The following is an 18381-nucleotide window of genomic DNA, read 5'->3' as shown; positions in this document are numbered from 1 at the left end:
ATAATATGGCTGAGCCCCCTCCTTTTACGGAGGGGGCTTTCACTGTTCAATTACACCATTTTTTCAGGCTGAATCCAGTCAGCAAATTGCTCAGCCGTTACATAACCACTTTTAAGGGCTGCTTCTTTTAACGTACTATTTTCCTTAAACGCAAGCTTAGCAATCTCCGCCGCTTTTTCATACCCGATATGCGGATTAAGTGCTGTAACTAACATTAACGAGCGCTCTAGGTTGTTTTTAATTCTTTCAACATTCACTTCTATTCCTATTGCACAGTTTTTATTAAAGGAACGAATCCCATCACCAAGAAGTCGTATCGATTGAATGAGATTATAAATGATGACTGGTTTATAGACATTTAACTCGAAATTGCCTTGGCTGGCAGCAAAGCTAATAGCGGCATCATTTCCAAAAATCTGACAAGCTGCCATCGTCAAGGCCTCACTTTGTGTGGGATTAACCTTTCCTGGCATAATCGAACTTCCTGGTTCATTCGCGGGAATATTAATCTCACCTATTCCACTGCGCGGACCGCTAGCGAGCCAACGGACATCATTGGCAATTTTCATTAAATCAGCGGCTAATGCTTTTAAAGCTCCATGAACAAAAACAATTTCATCATGACTTGTCAGGGCATGAAATTTATTATTTGACGATTTGAAGGAATAACCCGTTATCTTTCTGAGTTCTTCTGCCGCCATCTGTCCGAATTGTGGGTGGGCATTAATTCCTGTCCCTACCGCTGTTCCCCCAATCGCTAAATTCAATAAATGCTGACTCGATTCCTTAATCATTTGTTCATTTTTATCCAGCATTGCCCTCCAGCCGCTGATTTCCTGGCCGAGGGTAAGAGGTGTTGCATCTTGCAAATGAGTTCTGCCGATTTTTACAATGTCAGCAAAAGCTCTCTCTTTTTCCTGAAATGTTTTTTTCAGTTCTACAATCGCTGGTATTAGTGAGTCAGTAATTTTGATATAGGCGGAAATATGCATAGCAGTTGGAAACGTATCATTTGAGCTTTGTGACATATTGACATCATCATTAGGGTGAACCGTCTCCTTACTCCCCTTTTCGGCTAGCCAATGGTTTGCCCGGTTTGCAATCACTTCATTCACATTCATATTGGATTGCGTTCCACTACCTGTTTGCCAGACTAGTAATGGGAAATGTTGATCATAATCTCCATTATTTATGTCATTACATACCTTTACGATAGCGTTCATTTTGACTTCGCTTAGCTTACCTAATTGACAATTCACGACTGCAGCTGCTTTTTTAATCAAGACCAAACCATAAACCACTTCTAGCGGCATTTTTTCTTCACTAATTTTAAAATTTTCCTTACTTCGCTGTGTTTGCGCTCCCCAATACATTTCTTCAGGGACTCGGATTTCTCCGAGCGTGTCCTTTTCAATCCTATACTTCTCCATAATTATCCACCTCACAATTTCGCTTACTTCAATATATATATCCATTGTTGACTTATTTATAAACTTCACATTATTTTTGTAAAAATAAAAAGACTGCAGACACTTTGTCTGCAGCTTATGATTTAATGAGTGTATAACCGATAAAGTAAGAAAGAATTAAAAAACTGCCAATTGCTAAAACAATGGAGTATTCTGACATATACATCCCACCCTATGATTTTTATTTAAAAATATCATAAAGATCAGATGCAGCAAGTGATAAAAATTACACTTTTGTGACCTGGATGTGACTTCTTTGTGAATATATTTCTTTTTAGTCCCGACCTTTTAGTTTATTCCTCCATTTTTCGATTTGTTGATTCCACTTGTCTTCCCATCTTTGAACTTCATTGTTGAAATGCTCTTGAAAATCACTTTTTTCTTCTTCTTTTTTTCTTTTTTCTATCAAGGGGGCAATATGTGGGACATTGAAACTTTGATTCGAGGCGCCCCTTAATGACTTTTCCATCACCTTACTAAAGACAACAGCAGCCCCCTTTCCGCTAGTTGGGGTCAGGTAATGGTACGCATCTGTTTGATCATACCCAACCCAGAACGAACCGACTAACTGTGGCGTATAACCGACAAACCACTGATCCTTTAAGCCATTGATCCCTTTGATTGGCACCTGGGTAGATCCTGTCTTTCCAGCAGTTTCCCTTCCAGGGATTTTTGCTGCTTTTCCCGTTCCTGCTTCCACTACACCAAGGAGCATAGTCGTCATATGATCCGATACAGCCTTCGTAGTTACCCTCACCTTTTTCCCCTTCCACTCGGCGACTACTTTCCCCTCTGGATCAACGATTTTTTTAATCACATGTGCTTCGATTCTGCTTCCTTTATTAGGGAAGACTGAAAATGCTTCGGCCATTTCTAAAGGAGAAACTCCATTATGCAAACCGCCTAGCGCCATTGATAAATTTTCATCTACTTTATCAAACGGAATGCCAAACCGCTTAACAGAATCCACTCCCTTATCCATTCCTATTTCATTTAAGAGCCACACGGCAGAAACATTTTTTGATTCCTTTACCGCTTCGTACATTGGGACCTCGCCAGCATACTGGTGGTCATAATTACTAGGCTGATAAGACCCAAATTTCATTGGTTCGTCTTTAAGCATATCGGTAATTTTCCAGCCTTCCTCTAGCGCTGGTGTATAAACAGCTATCGGCTTAAAGGATGAGCCGGGCTGTGCCTTTAATTGTGAGGCACGGTTATAACCTCTGAAGGTATGCTCCCCTCTACCACCAATAATAGCCCTGACTCCGCCTGTTTTTGGGTCAAGTAATACTCCGCCGCTCTGGACAAGGCGGTCGATACTTTTAGGGAAGAGGGAATTATCTTGATAGGTTTCTTCTATTGCCGCTTGCATCTTTGGATTTAATTCCGTATAAATTCGGAAGCCGCCTGTTAATAATTCATCCTGTGTAAAACCGTATCGTTTAATGGCCTCATCTAAAACTTGATCGACATAATAGGGATATTTTCCACGGAATGGATCACCGCCGTTATCATTTAAGACAATCTTTTCTGTTTTTGCCTTTTGATACTGACCGTTAGTGATATAGCCTTGTTCCTTCATTGCAGCCAAGACTAAATTTCGTCTTTCCGTTGCCTTTTCCATATGCTTATAGGGATTTAGGGCTGAAGGTGCTTTAATTAAGCCGGCAAGTAAAGCCGATTGACTTACGGATAAATCCTGTACATCTTTGGCAAAATATTTGCTGGCTGCTTGTTTAATTCCATAGGCTCCATCGCCGAAATAGATTTGATTCATGTACATTTGCAGGATTTCTGATTTAGAATATTTACGTTCAACTGCAATAGCTAAAAATACCTCTTGCATCTTTCTTTTTAAGGTCTTTTCAGACGTAAGAATGGTATTTTTCGTTAATTGCTGTGTTATCGTACTGCCTCCCTCAACCATCCCGCCTGCTTTCAGGTCTCGAAAGAGCGCACGTGTAGTCCCGATTAAATCAACCCCATTATGCTTGTAAAAGCGATGGTCTTCAATCGCTATAATAGCATTCTTTAAGGAAGCGGGGACTACCTTAATGGGTACACCTTCATTCTTATTTGCGGATACTTTGCTAGCCATTTTTCCATTAACATCATAAAAAACAGTTGGCTGCGGCAGCTCATTCTTTAACCCTGATATATCTGCATCTTTTGTAAAAAAGAAAAGGAATCCGAAAAAGGAAAGCACTAGAATTAGTATCAACAACACCATCACTTGAAATAAATGCCACTTTTTCAGCTGTTTAAAGAGCCCGATTACTTTATTAGTAAATACCATTATGATGACATCCTTTAGCTGTAGTCTCTTTTAAAGGTATACTTTTCCGATGATTTATTCGGCTTTATAACGGCTTGGGGATAGTAATATTTTTATCAAAAAAAGATGGGTCAGGACCACATCTTTTTTTACTTCTATTATTCACTTTTTACCAGTTCTTTAAAGCGTTGTTTGGAAAGCTTTTCATCGAAGCTTGAAAAGATACGATAGTTTTGCTCATCTAGAATCCGAAAATGCTTACTTAAAATATTTTGCTGGAGAATAAAGCCGTTTTTTTGTGAAATAACCCTCCACCAAACTCGGCCTCCAAGCGTTTTTGTTTTACGAAGATCAATTCCGTTTAAGGCAACTGTCTCTAATACCTCAAGGGGCTCATTTCCAAATAAAAATTGAACCGTCTCCGTTTCTCGGAAAAGGGCACAAATTGAAACAACCGTCGACCAGCCAGCTAAAACCCTCCCTTTTTCAATTTGAACAAGGGTTTTCTTCGAGACACCAATAATATCAGCCATCTTATCCTGGGTATAACCTGCTTCCGCCCTGATTAGCCGAAGTTTCACAGAAACCTGCATTATAATTTCATCTCTGGTCACAGTAAGCCCTTCCTTCAAATTCCTCTAGTGTAATTTTACACAAGATTATAGGAGTATTCAAATTTCAAACAATAAAAAACTGCTATAAATCACTATAGCAGTTTTAAGTACCTATTCTTTTAAAATGATCCTGCTCCAGGCATTATCTACTGAACCTGGTGCTTAAGATTTTCTATATTTGTGGTGGAATATCGCACTGACTTGAACAAGAATTTTTCAAATCACAGGCGGCGCATTTTCCCTTTTTGGATTTATTGATAAACTTAACTAAAGCCCAGGCTGCATATCCAAAAATAGCCACACCGATTATGATACTGGCAATCATTCGTTCCACCCCTTCCAGATTTTACATCCATCCAACTAATTTACCGCCTTGATAGATGATCAAGGATAATACGTAGGCAATCACAAACGCATATATCATGGCAAAAGCCGTCCATTTTTTAGAACCTGTTTCTTTATAAATCGTTGCCGTCGTTGCCAAGCAAGGTATATACAAGAGGATAAAGACCATGAAGCTATAGGCGGCAAGCGGGGTATAGTAATGAGCCAATAACCCCTGCAGGCTTGCATCATTTGGAACAAAGTAAATAATATTCATGGTTGAAATGATCGCTTCTTTTGCCAAGAAGCCGGTTATTAAGGAAGCAGTTGCCTGCCAGGTGCCAAATCCAATTGGATCAAAAATAGGTGCGATGATATTTCCAATGGCAGCCAAATAACTATGATCCATATCAACCTTTAAACCATCAGGACCTGCATATGATAACAGCCAGATAAAGACGGAACCGGCAAATATAAAGGTTCCAGCCTTTCTAACAAATCCTTTCCCTTTATCCCACGTACTTCTCCATAATGATTGAAACTGTGGAAGTCTGTATGGAGGGAGTTCAATTACAAATAAGGATGTTTCTGATTTTAGTAGTGTTTTAGAAAAGATTTTGGCTAACGTTAATGCCACTACAATTCCCAACACGTATAGGCTAAGGACAACGAATGCCCTATGTCCTGCAAAAAAGGCCCCTACAAATAAAGCGTATACCGGTAACCGTGCTGAACATGACATTAGTGGTGTTAAAAGGATGGTTAATAGTCTCTCCCTAGGTGTCTCAATCGTTCTAGCAGCCATAATCCCTGGTACATTACAGCCAAAACCAATCATCATCGGGATAAACGCTTTGCCATTTAATCCTACCGATTCCATTATGCGATCCATTACAAGGGCAACACGTGCCATGTAACCAGAGTCTTCTAATAAGGAAATAAAGAAAAAAAGGATAAAAATTTGCGGTACAAACACCAGTACACCGCCAACACCTGCTACTAATCCTTCTATAATTAAGGCGTGAATAAAATCTGAAGCATGAACGGCACTCAAGACTGCCTCAAAGCCAGAAGTAATTGGTCCCGTTAGAAAGGCATCAAGTATATTTGATAGAGGTGTTCCGAGCCAATCGAATGTCAGCATAAACATGAAATACATTAGCAAAAGAAAAATAGGCATCCCTAGAAAGCGATTTGTTACTAAGCTATCTATTTTTTCAGAAAGTGGTAAACCAGAGTTACTTTTGCTTGCTACTTCAGCAACAATTTTTTCAATCACTTCTCTGCGTTTTAAATAAATATAATTGGCAAGTGATTTCTTATCCAACTGTGCTTGCAGCTTGTTTTCCAAGTTGTTTACAATTTCGTTTATTCTTAGAGGATTGGCAATACTGTTAACATAATTTTGAACGTATTGATTTCCTTCAAAATATTGAATGGCTAGAAAACGTGTAGAGTGGCTAGTCTTGCCACTGATCTCTCCGGTAAAGGAAGAAATCCCCTCCTCCACTTCTTTACCATAATACACAAGATGTTTATTAACAGACTGAATTGATTTTGTAGAGATTACCTCAACAAGCTTGTCACAGCCTTTTCCGCTTCGGGCCACTACAGGCACAACTGGAACCCCCAGTGCCTCGGCAAGCTTTGACACATCAATCTGAATACCCCGCTTATTAGCTACATCAATCATATTTAAACCGATAAGGGCAGGCTTCTCAAACTCAAGCAATTGCAACGTTAAATGTAAATTGCGTTCTAATTGTGATGCATCTAAAATATTTAATAATCGGTCAACAGATTCATTCAAAAAGAACGAGGTAACAACTCCCTCATCCTTTGATAAAGGGTTAAGTGTATATACGCCAGGTAAATCTATTAATTGTCCAATATTATTCTTGAAAACGCCGACTTTCTTTTCAACTGTTACACCGCTCCAGTTACCAACATACTCATAGGAACCTGTTAAATTATTAAATAATGAGGTTTTTCCAGTATTCGGGTTTCCAATTAGAGCGATTTCCATTATAGTCTCTCCACTTCGATCTGAACTGCTTCTTTCCGCCGCAGGCCTACACACTGGCCGGATGATTCTATCATAATCGGTCCGCCAAATGGCATAACACATTTTACACAGACCTCAGATCCTTCAGTAATTCCTAAATCAAGTAAGCGTCTTTGAACGAGGTGACCAACATGAGATAGATCAATTATTTTCCCTTTATCTCCTGCTTTTAATGCACTAAACATGTATATCACCCTATCTATGTTAATTGAGAATGATTATCTTTCTAAATGTATTTTAGCACTTTTTTGGGTTAATAAGCATAATAAATTTGACAAAAGTTCGAAAAAAACACGAAAAAAAAAGGAAAAGTAGATACTTTCCTTTTTTTGTTCTTATAAACTCTTTTGCAAAACCATTTTCTTTGGTAGCGCACTGATTAACAAAACGGCGATGATCGCACTTATTATGAAATTCGGCAGCATATAAGTCCCATTATAAAGTAAGGAGTAGATAGCTACCGGCTGGCCTTTAGGAGCATACTCACCGAAAAAGACAATCCCGGAAATCACATGACAAATATATCTTAGCGCACTTCCCAAAAATGCCCCCATTATTACATACGTCATCCATTTCCCTTTGTTCTGTTGATTCAGAGCTTTTTTGATGGCTGAAGCAAAAATTCCTGAGGTCCCAACTGCTGCAAATGCAATAAAGTAATCAATAATTCCTTGAACAATCGTATAAACTTGTGAAAACCCCATAATAAACTGAAGTAAACCTAATAAAAAGCCTGTTAACAGTCCTCCTTTTATCCCCCAACGATAGGCAATCAGAAATATCGGTACCATCGCAATCGAGATGGACCCACCCTGCGGCCAGATCTTTAAAGAAACCATCCCTGCTACAAAATCTAATAAATAAGCCAGTGCAGTAAATACAGCAACCTCTGCGATAAATAATGTATTACTTCTAGTTTGATACACCAAATTCTCCCCCATTATAATGTTCGCTAATTAAACAAGATTTTTGTTGAAGCAAATATTATCAATTTGCTTCTAAATTATATATAATTATCAACATTTTACTAGATAAAAAATATTTCTACAATTTTAAAAAGGATTTTTACAATCATCAGCGAATTATCATGGTAATCAGTTTGGTTAAAACCAATAGGGGGAAACAACATGTCTACCGGAGAACAAACGGATTTAGTCGCCTTTTTTGCTCAGAACAAACAGCAATTAGTAAAAGAATGGGAAAAAACAATATTGATTTATGACGGTGATCCTTTTAAAGGTAAAATTCGTGAAAATGCCGAAGCCCTATTTGATGTCATTCTTACGATGCACACCTTATCAAAAGAAGAATTATTAACTGTTATTGAAAAGATTGCCATTGATATATCAAAGGAACGCGTTTTGGCAGACATTAACATTGGTGATTTTGTTTACAATGTCAATACTGGCAGGACCGTTTTATATAACTATTTAAGTACAACAGGACTCACCTGGTCCGAACTGCAGAAATCCATTAATGATATTAATTTTTGTTTTGATAAATTTTTATATTTTGCTGTATCTCATTACTCTGAAGCAAAAAATAAAATTATTGAAGAAAAGACGATGTTTATTGATTCAACCCATCAAGATCGCTTAACACTTCTCGGCCAAATGACCTCAAGCTTTATTCATGAATTTAGAAACCCGCTTACATCTGTACAAGGATTTATACAATTACTTAAGGCTGATTATCCAAATATGAGATATTTAGATATTATCTCAAGCGAATTAGATCAGCTGAATTTTCGTATCTCACAGTTTTTGTTGCTATCAAAAAAAGAGTTAATTGGCAAGGAGAAGGTATACTTCAAATTAAATAACCTAATAGATGAGGTTTTAAATTTCCTCTACCCGAGCATCTTGGATGGCAAAGTTAAAATTCAAAATCATTTGACCGGTGATTTCACCTTGATTGGCTATGCAGATGAAATAAGACAAGTTTTTATCAATATCATTTTCAATGCGATTGATGTTTTAAATCATCATGAGGTCTCCCTACCAACCATTGAGATAAAAAGTTCATTAGAAAATGTTACGACGATTAAAATAAGTATTTCAAATAATGGGCCAGTCATTCCTTCCGAATTGCATAAAACCATTTTTGAACCATTTTTCACCACAAAAAAACTGGGAACAGGTCTGGGGTTGTTTGTCTGTAAAGAAATTATTGAGAAACACAAAGGAAAATTAACCTGTGATTCTTCAGAAGATAAGACTACCTTTTCTATATTCTTGCCAGTAGTTTTAGACCAAATTGACGAGCCTGAAATTAATCTATCGTGAAATCATCAAATCCCCCTTTTTAAAAAGCAGGGATTTTTTTCTTTTGGCTGTGTAAACGTTCTTGTTGAGTTTTAACATGTTGATTGGAACGGAAGGCGGCGAAGACTCCTCGAAAATGCTATCGCATTTCCTTCGTGCGTGGGCGGATTCAAGGATGTAAATTCAAAGTCCTGCGGGAGTACGGGGCAGGGGAGACCCCACAGGCGCAAGTGCGCCGAGGAGGTCCCCGGCACGCCCGCGGAAAGCGAAGCCGCCTGGAGCGGAAATCAACATTCAAGATTAACACAACCTTTCTTTTAAATTCTTCCTCCCGTTTTGGGCCAACTGCGCATATGATGTACCAAAAATCATCATCGGGAGAATAGGCCTATGTTTACATTAAAAGTGGATCATGAAATCGAGCTTCAATTGTTTCAACAGCATCATTCTTTATCGTTATTCCAACTTATTGAGGAAAATCGCGAGCATTTGCGGGAATGGATGCCCTGGGTGGATAGTATGAGCACTCCGTATCAAATTGAAGCTGTAATCCCCATATGGCTTAATCAATTTGCAGAGAACAGCGGCCTTAATGTGGGCATTCAATATCGGGGGGAACTTGTCGGTTCCTTAGGTTTACACCAAATTGATTGGTATAACAGCATGGCAAGTATCGGTTATTATTTAGCTAAAAAAGCGGAAGGTCATGGAGTCATTACCCGTTCTGTTAAAGCACTACTGAATTATTGCTTTTTTCAATTAGGTTTAAACCGGATTGAAATTCGCTGTGGGGTAAAAAATAAAAAAAGCCGGGCAATCCCAGAACGTTTGAGGTTTGTCAGAGAAGGGACAGTCCGTGATGGAGAACATTTAAATGGACATTTTCATGACCTCATTATTTATAGTATGCTGGCACGGGAATGGAATCCTGTGCAGATTTAACCCCCAACAAAACAGAAATCGAGCAGCAGCCAAAGCGGCTGTTTTTTTTGTTAAAATGATAGCTTATTTGCTATTAAGTATCATCTTTGAAATAATATAAGGAAACTTGACCAATTTAACAAAGTTAGATTTTCGATTTATCGGGAATAATTATTACATACAGTTAAAAGTAAGTGAGGTGGCATACCTTACCCTTTGTAAGGTACTAAATGATTTGGATGAATGTTTTAATTATTGTTATCCTGATTACCTTTACCGCATTTTTTGTTGCATCTGAATTTGCTATGGTAAAGGTACGAACGACTAGAATAGATCAATTAATGGCAGAAGGTAATAAAAAAGCGGAAGCAGCCAAAAAAGTCATTTCTAATTTAGATGGGTATTTATCGGCCACACAGGTCGGAATTACGATTACTTCTCTCATCCTAGGTTGGTTGGGAGAGCCAACCATTCGCGGGATTTTAGAACCAATTTTCACTTGGATCGATTTACCGCAATCATTGGAACAAGTGATCTCTTTTATTCTTGCCTTTTCGATCATTACCTTCTTCAATGTTGTTATTGGTGAATTAGCACCAAAAACGTTTGCCATTCAAAAGTCAGAACAAATCATTATGCGATTTGCAAAGCCATTGATCCTTTTTTATCGGTTGATGTATCCCTTTATTTGGATTCTTAACCGGTCTGCTCGGTTTGTAACTGGCCTTTTCGGGATTAAACCAACTTCAGAGCAAGAGATTGTTTTATCAGAGGAAGAACTGCGCATGATCCTCTCTCAAAGCTATGAAAGCGGCGAAATCAATCATTCCGAATACAGTTATATGAATAATATTTTTGAATTTGACGATCGAATCGCAAAGGAAATAATGGTGCCAAGGACTGAAATCATCACCCTTTCAAAAAATGCCACTATGGATGAAATTATCAACATTGTCCGTGAGGAGAAATATACACGATATCCCCTCATTGATGGGGATAAAGATAATATTCTAGGCGTAGTCAATATTAAAGAGGTCCTTACCGATTGTATTCAGCAGAAATGTACAGGGGAACAACCTCTTCTCCCCTATATCAAACCCGTAATCCATGTAATTGAAAATATTCCAATCCAGGAGCTTTTAGTGAAATTACAAAAGAACCGCTCTCATATGGCGGTTTTATCCGATGAATATGGTGGTACGGCTGGAATTGTCACCGTTGAAGATATTCTCGAGGAAATAGTCGGGGAAATTCGTGATGAATTTGATATGGATGAGCTTCCCCTTATTCAAAAAAAGGGAGAGAATCACTACATTTTGGATGGGAAAGTTCTAATTAGCGAGGTAAATGATCTCCTGGGAACAGCACTTGAAGAAGAGGAAGTAGACACAATTGGCGGCTGGTTTTTAACACAAAAATTTGATGTCAAAAAAGGGGATTCAATTGATATGGAAGGCTTCACGTTCCAAATAAAAGAAAATGAAGGGCATCATATCGTCTTTATTGAAGTTAGTAAGAATAATAACAGCGCCTCCAAATAGTGGGGCGTTTTTCATTAGGCATCATTTTTGTAATCCTTCGTTTTTCGTTCATATTTACTGCTTTTTTCCATAAAATATGAGTATATACTACTAACTAAACTAGAACGTTTGACTGTACGGTTTAATTTCTTTATAATTATTATTAAATTGTAAATTGTAGAGGTGGTAAGATGGGGCTGTTTATCGGATTGGTGAAATAGCGGAAATTGCGCACTTATCAAAACGCACGATTGATTATTATACGTCAATTGGCTTGTTAAAGGCAGAACGCTCTAAATCAAATTACCGCATTTATTCAGATGAAGCACTGGATGATTTGAGATTTATAGAGGAATGTAAATGTCTGCACTTTCCATTAGACGAGATTAAAAGAAAACTAGAGATGCGTAAAGAAAAAAACCTTCGTGAATCTGAGGTTGAAAAGCATGTAAGTGTTGTAACGCAGCAAATGAAACAGCTGCATAGCGACTTATTTGACCTCATCCCTATTTTAGAAAAATTGGATGAGGAACAGAAAGAAAAGCTGACAAACAATCTTAGTCTGCTTACAGCAGTTCTAATGAAATCACTTTTAAGTGTTACGACTTAATTTTTTTAAATAACTGGGAGGTGACACCTTACCCGTCTAACAGCGGGATAAGGGAACTTATTTGGACATATTTAACTTGGTTATTATAGCCATTTTAATTGCCTTAACTGCCTTTTTTGTAACTTCGGAATTTGCTATTGTCAAAATTAGAAGTTCAAGAATTGATCAGTTAATTGAGGAAGGAAATTCGAAGGCAGTACCGGCAAAAAAAGTAATATCGAATTTAGATGAGTATTTGTCTGCCTGTCAATTAGGTATTACGATAACTGCATTAGGATTAGGCTGGATTGGGGAATCGACCATTGAACATATTCTAGGTCCGCTTTTTCTAAGACTTAACATCCCTGAGAGCGTGACTCAAATATTATCGGTCGGAATTGCTTTTGCTCTTATTACCTTCCTGCATGTAGTTGTTGGAGAATTAGCTCCTAAGACACTTGCTATTCAAAAGGCAGAGCTAATTACCTTGCTTGTTTCGCGTCCGCTTATCATGTTTTATAAAATTATGTACCCTTTTATTTGGGTATTAAATAAATCTGCACGGATTGTTTCCAGTATTTTCGGGCTAAAGCCGGTGTCGGAAAATGAAATTGCCCATACTGAGGAAGAACTTCGAATTATCCTGTCTGAAAGCTATAAAAGTGGCGAAATTAACCAATCAGAGTTTAAGTATGTAAATAAAATTTTTGAATTTGACAATCGAATTGCCAAAGAAATTATGGTACCTCGAACAGAGATGGTTTCTTTATCAAAGGACGATTCGTTAGAAACATTTCTTCAGGTCTTACGAGAAGAAAAGTTTACTAGATATCCTGTTATTGATGGAGATAAAGACCATATAATTGGGTTAATCAATATCAAAGAAGTCATGACTGATTTAATAGGCAATGAAAATCTTTCATCACAAACACTAGAAAGTTATACTCGTCCAATTATTAGAGTAATAGAAACAATTCCAATCCATGACTTATTAGTGAAGATGCAAAAAGACCGTGTTCATATGGCTGTTTTAATGGATGAATATGGTGGAACTTCAGGAGTTGTTACGGTCGAGGATATCCTAGAGGAAATTGTTGGTGAAATTCGAGATGAATTTGATATGGATGAGATTCCAGAAATCCGAAAGGTGAAGGAAAACCATTACATCATCGATTCAAAGGTTTTAGTGAGTGAGATTAATGATTTACTAGGGGTTGAAATTGATGATGAAGATGTCGATACAATCGGTGGTTGGATTCTAACCGAGAATTACGAAGCCCAAGAAGGCGACATCATTCTTCATGATTCCTATACCTTTAAAATTCTCGATATGGAAGAACATCATATCAAGTACATTGAGGTATCAAAAAATGCAAATAATGAGGAATCAACATCCCAACAAGTACAAGTAACAAATTCAGAAGTCCTCTCATAGAAAAATAGGCCGAATCGATCGGTCTATTTTTTTGGGTTATATTCATAAGAAAAGCGAAAGCGCCCTGGTCAGCGGCGTATGGCCTGGAGTGCTCCAACTGAGATAAAGGAAACACGAAGAGCGTTAGCGATTCGATGTTGACTTATCGTAGGGCGGAGCGCGAAGGACACTAGCCGCTAGGGCGCTGGAGCTAGACAATTCTCAAAGTCAAAACTTTTATACTTTCTTATCTTTAAATAAAAAGACTGTTTACGCTAAACAGTCTCCACTATCATTATTTTTTTATTGAAATAATCAGCTCTTCTTCTAACTTGGCTATTTTAACTAAATGAGAATCCAGGCGGCGATTAACATGCTGAAGCTCATTATTATGTGACTCCTCAATACGCTGAAGTGAATCTTTAATATCTGACAAATCAATTTGATTAACTTCTACTCTATGTTCAATACTATCCATTTTTTCTAATCGTGAGAGCCTTTTTTCAATGGTTTCCAATGTAGTGTTAAATGTTTGAATTAACCGTTTTAAATCCAGTTCGTTCTCTGGTAATTTTACAAATTCTTTTTCCATTGAACAAACCTCCCTTCCTTTAATACTTATATCTTAACATCATTTTCACTATTATAATGTTACAAAAACAGTACAGTCATTATACCATTTAAACTTTTGAACATTCTGCAACGAAAAAATGAACATTTATTTAATACTGATATCAACGTGTATATTATCACATTATTTGTACTATAAATATTGTAATCTTAGATTATAAGGCGGAGGGATCCTTACCTTTTTATCTTAACCTCTCTATCCTTATAACGGATTTTTAACTTGAAAAGGTTGGTGTAAAAATATGTTCATATCGATCGATGAAAAAGCTGCATTATGGTTCATGAAGGAATTTGAAATGAATAAGCCAATCAATATTCGTCTATTTCCCCAATATGCCGGCTTTGGGGAAAAGAATAAGGGATTTAGTCTTGCTTTTTCAGCTGAGCAGCCCGGCAATGTCGGATACACACAAGAATTGAACGGAATAACCTTTTATGTAGAGGGAAATGACATTTGGTTTTTTGAAGATACCGAGACATACTTATCTTTTAATGATGCAATAGAGGAAATTCAAATTAACTATAAGGAAACATCAGCCATCCAGTAAAATAAAAGACCGGCCGTTTTAAAATGGCTGGTCTTTTATTCTACTGCTAGTTTACTTGCTTACCTAAGGTTGGGGCAAATAATTTTGCGCTTTCAAAAACTTTTCCAAGTTTCTCTTCACCCTGTGCGAAAAGATCATCGCCTGCAGTAAGTGAAGGTGTATCTTTTTTCAATTCATCTGCTTTTGCTTGATAGGATGCAGCATAGTCCTTTAATGCTCCCTCAAGACCAGCTTTTTGATCCTTTAGCCCCGCAGGAACTTGAATATTGTTTAATTCTTCGGCAACGGCAGCAGCAGATGCACTCGCTTTTGTCTTCTCCTCAACAGTTGGCAATTCTTCAGGCGACGCGTCTTCCTTAGTTGCTTTTGCCATATATGAATTTAAATCAGGATCTTTTGCATTAACCTTGTTGCCAATTTCTATATAAAATTTAACTAATTCCTTTTTAACATCCACTTTAGATGCAGCTGTGTCATTCGTTGTTTCCTTCTTATCTGTTTTTGACTCGTCATTTGCTGAACAAGCAGCTAACCCTATGGCCATTGTTAAGGCAGATAAGGATAATAAAAATTTCTTCATCCGTTTTTCCCCCATTTTCTCTTTTTAATGCCTTGACTATTTTACATCATTTCATGTTAAGAGAAAAGTAAAAATATGTTTCCTAAATAATAATTTTTGATATTATCCTTGAAAATATATTGAAGTAATTCCTATACTCTGTAAAACAATGTGTAGTATGTATCCACCATTACTGCTATACCCAAGCATGTAAACTATGTTTTTCAAAATAAATAGTCATAAGTTGAAATATGATACAATAATGAATTTTTTACTGTTACGGAATTTTACATTACCGACCTAGATGGACTCATTACACATGTTAAGCCTAAGAATAAAAACTCCTCTCAACTCTGAGAGGAATTTTTTTTCTTTCGGATGGTTTTTTTTGCTTTTCTTTCAACAATATTGAGATAATAGCACTAAACTATTTAATAATAATATAAAAATGAGGGGTACAAAGATGATAAAACAGAAAAATAAATCGCAGCATTTAGCGACTATTTCTCTCGCAATCATGGGAATTGGATTTGTTGCTACACTTCCCTTACAAGATTCATTCTGGGGGAATATCCTCCAAGGTGGTTTTGAAGCAGGTCTAGTCGGGGGATTAGCAGATTGGTTTGCGGTAACAGCTCTTTTTCGGCATCCGCTTGGCATTCCTATTCCGCATACTGCATTGCTGCCTAAGAACCGGCAAAGAATTACTGAAGGAATTATTTCTATGCTTGAAAATGATTGGCTTACAAAAGAAAGTATTAACAAAAAAATTAATTCGATTGGCTTTACAAATAAGTTAGCAGACATCGTCGAGGCTGAAAACAGCTCCGAATCAGTACAAAAAAATATTGTTAAGTTTGCCCAACATTTGATTAGAAAAATAGAGGTAAGGAAATTAACACCAATTATCGAAAAAGAATTAAAAGCAAAATTAATGGACTGGGATATAAAAAAATATCTTCCCTTACTTATTGATCAAGTAACAGCACGAAAATATCACGAAAAGACCCTTGATTATATTCTTAAGGAAATTGATGAATGGGCTTCGAAGGATTCCACTAAATATAAACTGGGCGGAATGGCAGTGGACGCGGTGGAAAACATTAAGGCAGATGGATTTATGCAGTTTGCCTTAAAATCTTTTAGTAATCTTGTTAACGAGGAAAAATTAGGTAATATCATCCAAAACTTGATTCAAAAAGGTGTTTCCAGTTACCGCGATCCATACAATCCAAATCGGCAAACATTATTAATTCATATTGAGAACAAGCTTGAATCAATCAAAACAGACGAAAAGATCTATGAAGAGCTTTCGAATTTGAAATCACATGCCATTACTAAATGGGAACCACAAGAGCAAATTAATGATATATTAGAAAAGTTTCAGCTAAAAGTAATTAATTTTGTTGGAGAACCTGCCTTCTTAAATGATTACTTACTTCCTTTTATAAATGACAATCTAATTGCATTAAAAAACAACCAAGAAAAAGTAGAGACAATAGATACTTGGTTGAAATCAAAACTCTCATCCTTTGTGGATAAAAATCATTCCAAAATAGGCAAACTTGTTAAAGAGAATTTAGACAGATTGGATGATAAAACATTGATTAACATGGTCGAAACGAACGTTGGCAAAGACCTGCAATGGATAAGAGTAAATGGAGCAGTGTGCGGATTTTTGATTGGTCTTATTTTAGTAGGTATTAGAGCTTTCTTTTAAATTGCCTTAGTTAATAAGGCTTTTTTTTGTGATCAACCATCAGTAAAAAAATAGTTCTTTTTCAGATTCCCCCTTCATATTTAGTACTATAGTCATATTTTTTACGAAATAAGGGGGCAGAAAAATGGCTGTAAAGCTGATTAAGATTTCTGTAGTTTATTTTGTTATAGGAGTGCTCATTGGCATGTATATGTCGATGACAGAAGCCTTTGATTTTACACCCGTACATGTGCATATTAATTTATTAGGATGGATGTCACTAGCACTAGCCGGCTTTATTTTATCTGGGATTTCCAAATGCAGCTGAAACCAAACTTGCGAAGGTTCATTTTTGGCTTCATAATATTTCACTTCCCATTATGATGATCGGGCTTGCACTTTTGGTCTCTGGTGTAGAAAGTGCCGGCCCAGTAGTTGCTGTTGGCGGGACATTAATGGTAATTGCGATTATTGTCTTTGCGATAAATATCTTGAAAAATGTAAAGTGATGAACATTTCTATATTTCTCTTCTAACATAAGCGAAGACACCGAAATGGTGTCTTCTTAATTAAAATTACCTTTTATAAATTTCTAATAACTGTTTTCTTAGTTTGTCCTTTTCTTCATTTGTCTTTCTATAGTCGTATTGGTAAATAGCACCCTCCCAATCACCGTACATTGGATTAGGGAAAACGATTAGTTTACGGCCAAACTCCGCTTGGCGTTTGTCTGCCTCTTTAGATCTTTCTGAAACCGATAGACCCTCAAAACCGCTAAAATCACCTAAGTTGTCACCAAAGTACAAAAGAACATCGTGAGTTTTTGCGACTTGAATGCGACGGGTTTCCTTTCCCTTTTCACCAGGCTGTTGTAATAATACATGCTCACTATTAACTTGAGGAGCACCAACATTGATTAAATTTTTCATCGTTGGTTCTTTTTGTGCTTCGTTGCGGTTAGATATGTAGAAAATAGCTACTCCCCTTGCATTGGCATATTGCAGAAATTCTATTGCACCTGGCAAGGCTTTTGCTTCTCCACGGTTAAACCATCCATTCCAGCCGAACGGGATTCCTTTGCCATAAAGAACAAACCACGCCTGATGAGGACTGTTATCAAGTATTGTCTCGTCAATGTCAAGGACGATGGCAGGTTTTAATTTGTTTATCTTTGGTCGGTCCCTTAATAATTCATCTAATCTCATTCTGCCAATGTTATAACCTTGATAATATAATGCTTTTGCCTCGGCTGAGTTTTGAAACCAAAGTACGGACATGGTATTTTGCTCATACAAGTTTTGTGATGGGCTGCCTTGTGTTGCAGCCTTTACCGTAATACCGTTAATAAAAAGTCCTAATAAAACAAGGACCATCCAAATAATCTTCCCTTTCATTATGATAACCTCCTTGAATGTTTGACCAATATTAGTATGTGAAAGAAGGATAAAACCTAAGTATTTTAAATTGGAAAATTATCATTTTAAAAA

General features: G+C 37.0%; 17 protein-coding genes and 2 pseudogenes. 9 read left to right on the top strand and 10 right to left on the bottom strand.

Features of this window, described 5'->3' with window-relative positions:
- Positions 1-50: 50 nt before the first annotated feature.
- From fumC to thiT, 7 genes are all read right to left on the bottom strand, one after another.
- Positions 51-1430, bottom strand: coding sequence for a class II fumarate hydratase (gene fumC / locus J7E81_RS00690; protein ID WP_215040069.1), 1380 nt, complete (start codon positions 1428-1430; stop codon positions 51-53).
- 313 nt (positions 1431-1743) lie between these two features.
- Positions 1744-3768, bottom strand: a complete 2025-nt coding sequence (locus tag J7E81_RS00685) for a transglycosylase domain-containing protein (RefSeq protein ID WP_215040067.1) — start codon at positions 3766-3768, stop codon at positions 1744-1746.
- 137 nt (positions 3769-3905) lie between these two features.
- Positions 3906-4361 carry a helix-turn-helix transcriptional regulator gene (locus tag J7E81_RS00680; protein WP_215040065.1) on the bottom strand — a complete coding sequence of 152 codons (456 nt, stop codon included), beginning with the start codon at positions 4359-4361 and terminating at the stop codon, positions 3906-3908.
- Positions 4362-4533: 172 nt separating this feature from the next.
- The gene (locus J7E81_RS00675) at positions 4534-4686 is read right to left on the bottom strand and encodes a FeoB-associated Cys-rich membrane protein (protein ID WP_215040063.1); all 153 of its coding nucleotides are present in this window, start codon (positions 4684-4686) and stop codon (positions 4534-4536) included.
- Between the two features lie 21 nt (positions 4687-4707).
- On the bottom strand, positions 4708-6711 hold the full coding sequence (feoB, locus tag J7E81_RS00670; RefSeq protein ID WP_215040061.1) for a ferrous iron transport protein B: 2004 nt from the start codon (positions 6709-6711) through the stop codon (positions 4708-4710).
- On the bottom strand, positions 6711-6935 hold the full coding sequence (locus tag J7E81_RS00665; RefSeq protein WP_215040060.1) for a FeoA family protein: 225 nt from the start codon (positions 6933-6935) through the stop codon (positions 6711-6713). Before J7E81_RS00665 ends, feoB begins: the two co-directional genes overlap by 1 nt.
- A 150-nt stretch (positions 6936-7085) precedes the next feature.
- A complete protein-coding gene (gene thiT, locus J7E81_RS00660) occupies positions 7086-7676 on the bottom strand; it encodes an energy-coupled thiamine transporter ThiT (protein ID WP_308162106.1) in 591 nt (196 codons plus the stop codon).
- Positions 7677-7877: 201 nt separating this feature from the next.
- Here thiT and J7E81_RS00655 point away from each other — a divergent pair, with 201 nt between their 5' ends.
- The 6 genes and pseudogenes from J7E81_RS00655 to J7E81_RS00635 all read left to right on the top strand — a co-directional run bounded on the left by J7E81_RS00655 (position 7878) and on the right by J7E81_RS00635 (position 13479).
- The gene (locus J7E81_RS00655) at positions 7878-9035 is read left to right on the top strand and encodes a histidine kinase N-terminal domain-containing protein (protein ID WP_215040056.1); all 1158 of its coding nucleotides are present in this window, start codon (positions 7878-7880) and stop codon (positions 9033-9035) included.
- A 369-nt stretch (positions 9036-9404) separates the two neighbouring features.
- Positions 9405-9956, top strand: a complete 552-nt coding sequence (locus J7E81_RS00650) for a GNAT family N-acetyltransferase (protein ID WP_215040054.1) — start codon at positions 9405-9407, stop codon at positions 9954-9956.
- A 209-nt stretch (positions 9957-10165) separates the two neighbouring features.
- Positions 10166-11476 (top strand): hemolysin family protein, encoded by a 1311-nt coding sequence (locus tag J7E81_RS00645; RefSeq protein WP_215040052.1) that lies wholly within the window; start codon positions 10166-10168, stop codon positions 11474-11476.
- Between the two features lie 187 nt (positions 11477-11663).
- Positions 11664-11846 (top strand): annotated as a pseudogene (locus tag J7E81_RS31045) (MerR family transcriptional regulator); the annotation flags it as partial.
- Between the two features lie 12 nt (positions 11847-11858).
- Entirely contained in the window at positions 11859-12065 is a 207-nt protein-coding gene (locus tag J7E81_RS31040; RefSeq protein ID WP_308162104.1) for a hypothetical protein, read from the top strand.
- A gap of 61 nt (positions 12066-12126) precedes the next feature.
- Positions 12127-13479 (top strand): hemolysin family protein, encoded by a 1353-nt coding sequence (locus tag J7E81_RS00635; protein WP_215040050.1) that lies wholly within the window; start codon positions 12127-12129, stop codon positions 13477-13479.
- Between the two features lie 274 nt (positions 13480-13753).
- On the opposite strand, the gene J7E81_RS00630 is transcribed toward J7E81_RS00635, so the two are convergent.
- Positions 13754-14050 (bottom strand): hypothetical protein, encoded by a 297-nt coding sequence (locus J7E81_RS00630; RefSeq protein ID WP_215040048.1) that lies wholly within the window; start codon positions 14048-14050, stop codon positions 13754-13756.
- 280 nt (positions 14051-14330) lie between these two features.
- On the opposite strand from J7E81_RS00630, the gene J7E81_RS00625 reads away from it, so the two are divergent.
- Entirely contained in the window at positions 14331-14636 is a 306-nt protein-coding gene (locus J7E81_RS00625; protein ID WP_215040046.1) for a HesB/YadR/YfhF family protein, read from the top strand.
- 46 nt (positions 14637-14682) lie between these two features.
- Here J7E81_RS00625 and J7E81_RS00620 read toward each other — a convergent pair whose 3' ends face one another.
- Complete coding sequence (locus tag J7E81_RS00620) at positions 14683-15216, bottom strand: hypothetical protein (protein WP_215040044.1); 534 nt, start codon at positions 15214-15216, stop codon at positions 14683-14685.
- A gap of 442 nt (positions 15217-15658) precedes the next feature.
- Between J7E81_RS00620 and J7E81_RS00615 the strand changes: the two genes are divergently transcribed.
- Positions 15659-16915 carry a DUF445 domain-containing protein gene (locus J7E81_RS00615; protein WP_215040042.1) on the top strand — a complete coding sequence of 419 codons (1257 nt, stop codon included), beginning with the start codon at positions 15659-15661 and terminating at the stop codon, positions 16913-16915.
- Between the two features lie 124 nt (positions 16916-17039).
- Positions 17040-17403 (top strand): annotated as a pseudogene (locus J7E81_RS00610) (cytochrome-c oxidase).
- Positions 17404-17469: 66 nt separating this feature from the next.
- Here the strand turns inward: J7E81_RS00610 and J7E81_RS00605 are convergent.
- A complete protein-coding gene (locus J7E81_RS00605; RefSeq protein ID WP_215040040.1) occupies positions 17470-18288 on the bottom strand; it encodes a 5'-nucleotidase, lipoprotein e(P4) family in 819 nt (272 codons plus the stop codon).
- Positions 18289-18381: the final 93 nt, after the last annotated feature.

The organism is Bacillus sp. ISL-18, assembly GCF_018613415.1.
Lineage (GTDB): Bacteria > Bacillota > Bacilli > Bacillales > Cytobacillaceae > Neobacillus.
Note: the sequence above shows the minus strand (reverse complement) of the source record. Positions and strands in the feature narration are given on the sequence as shown.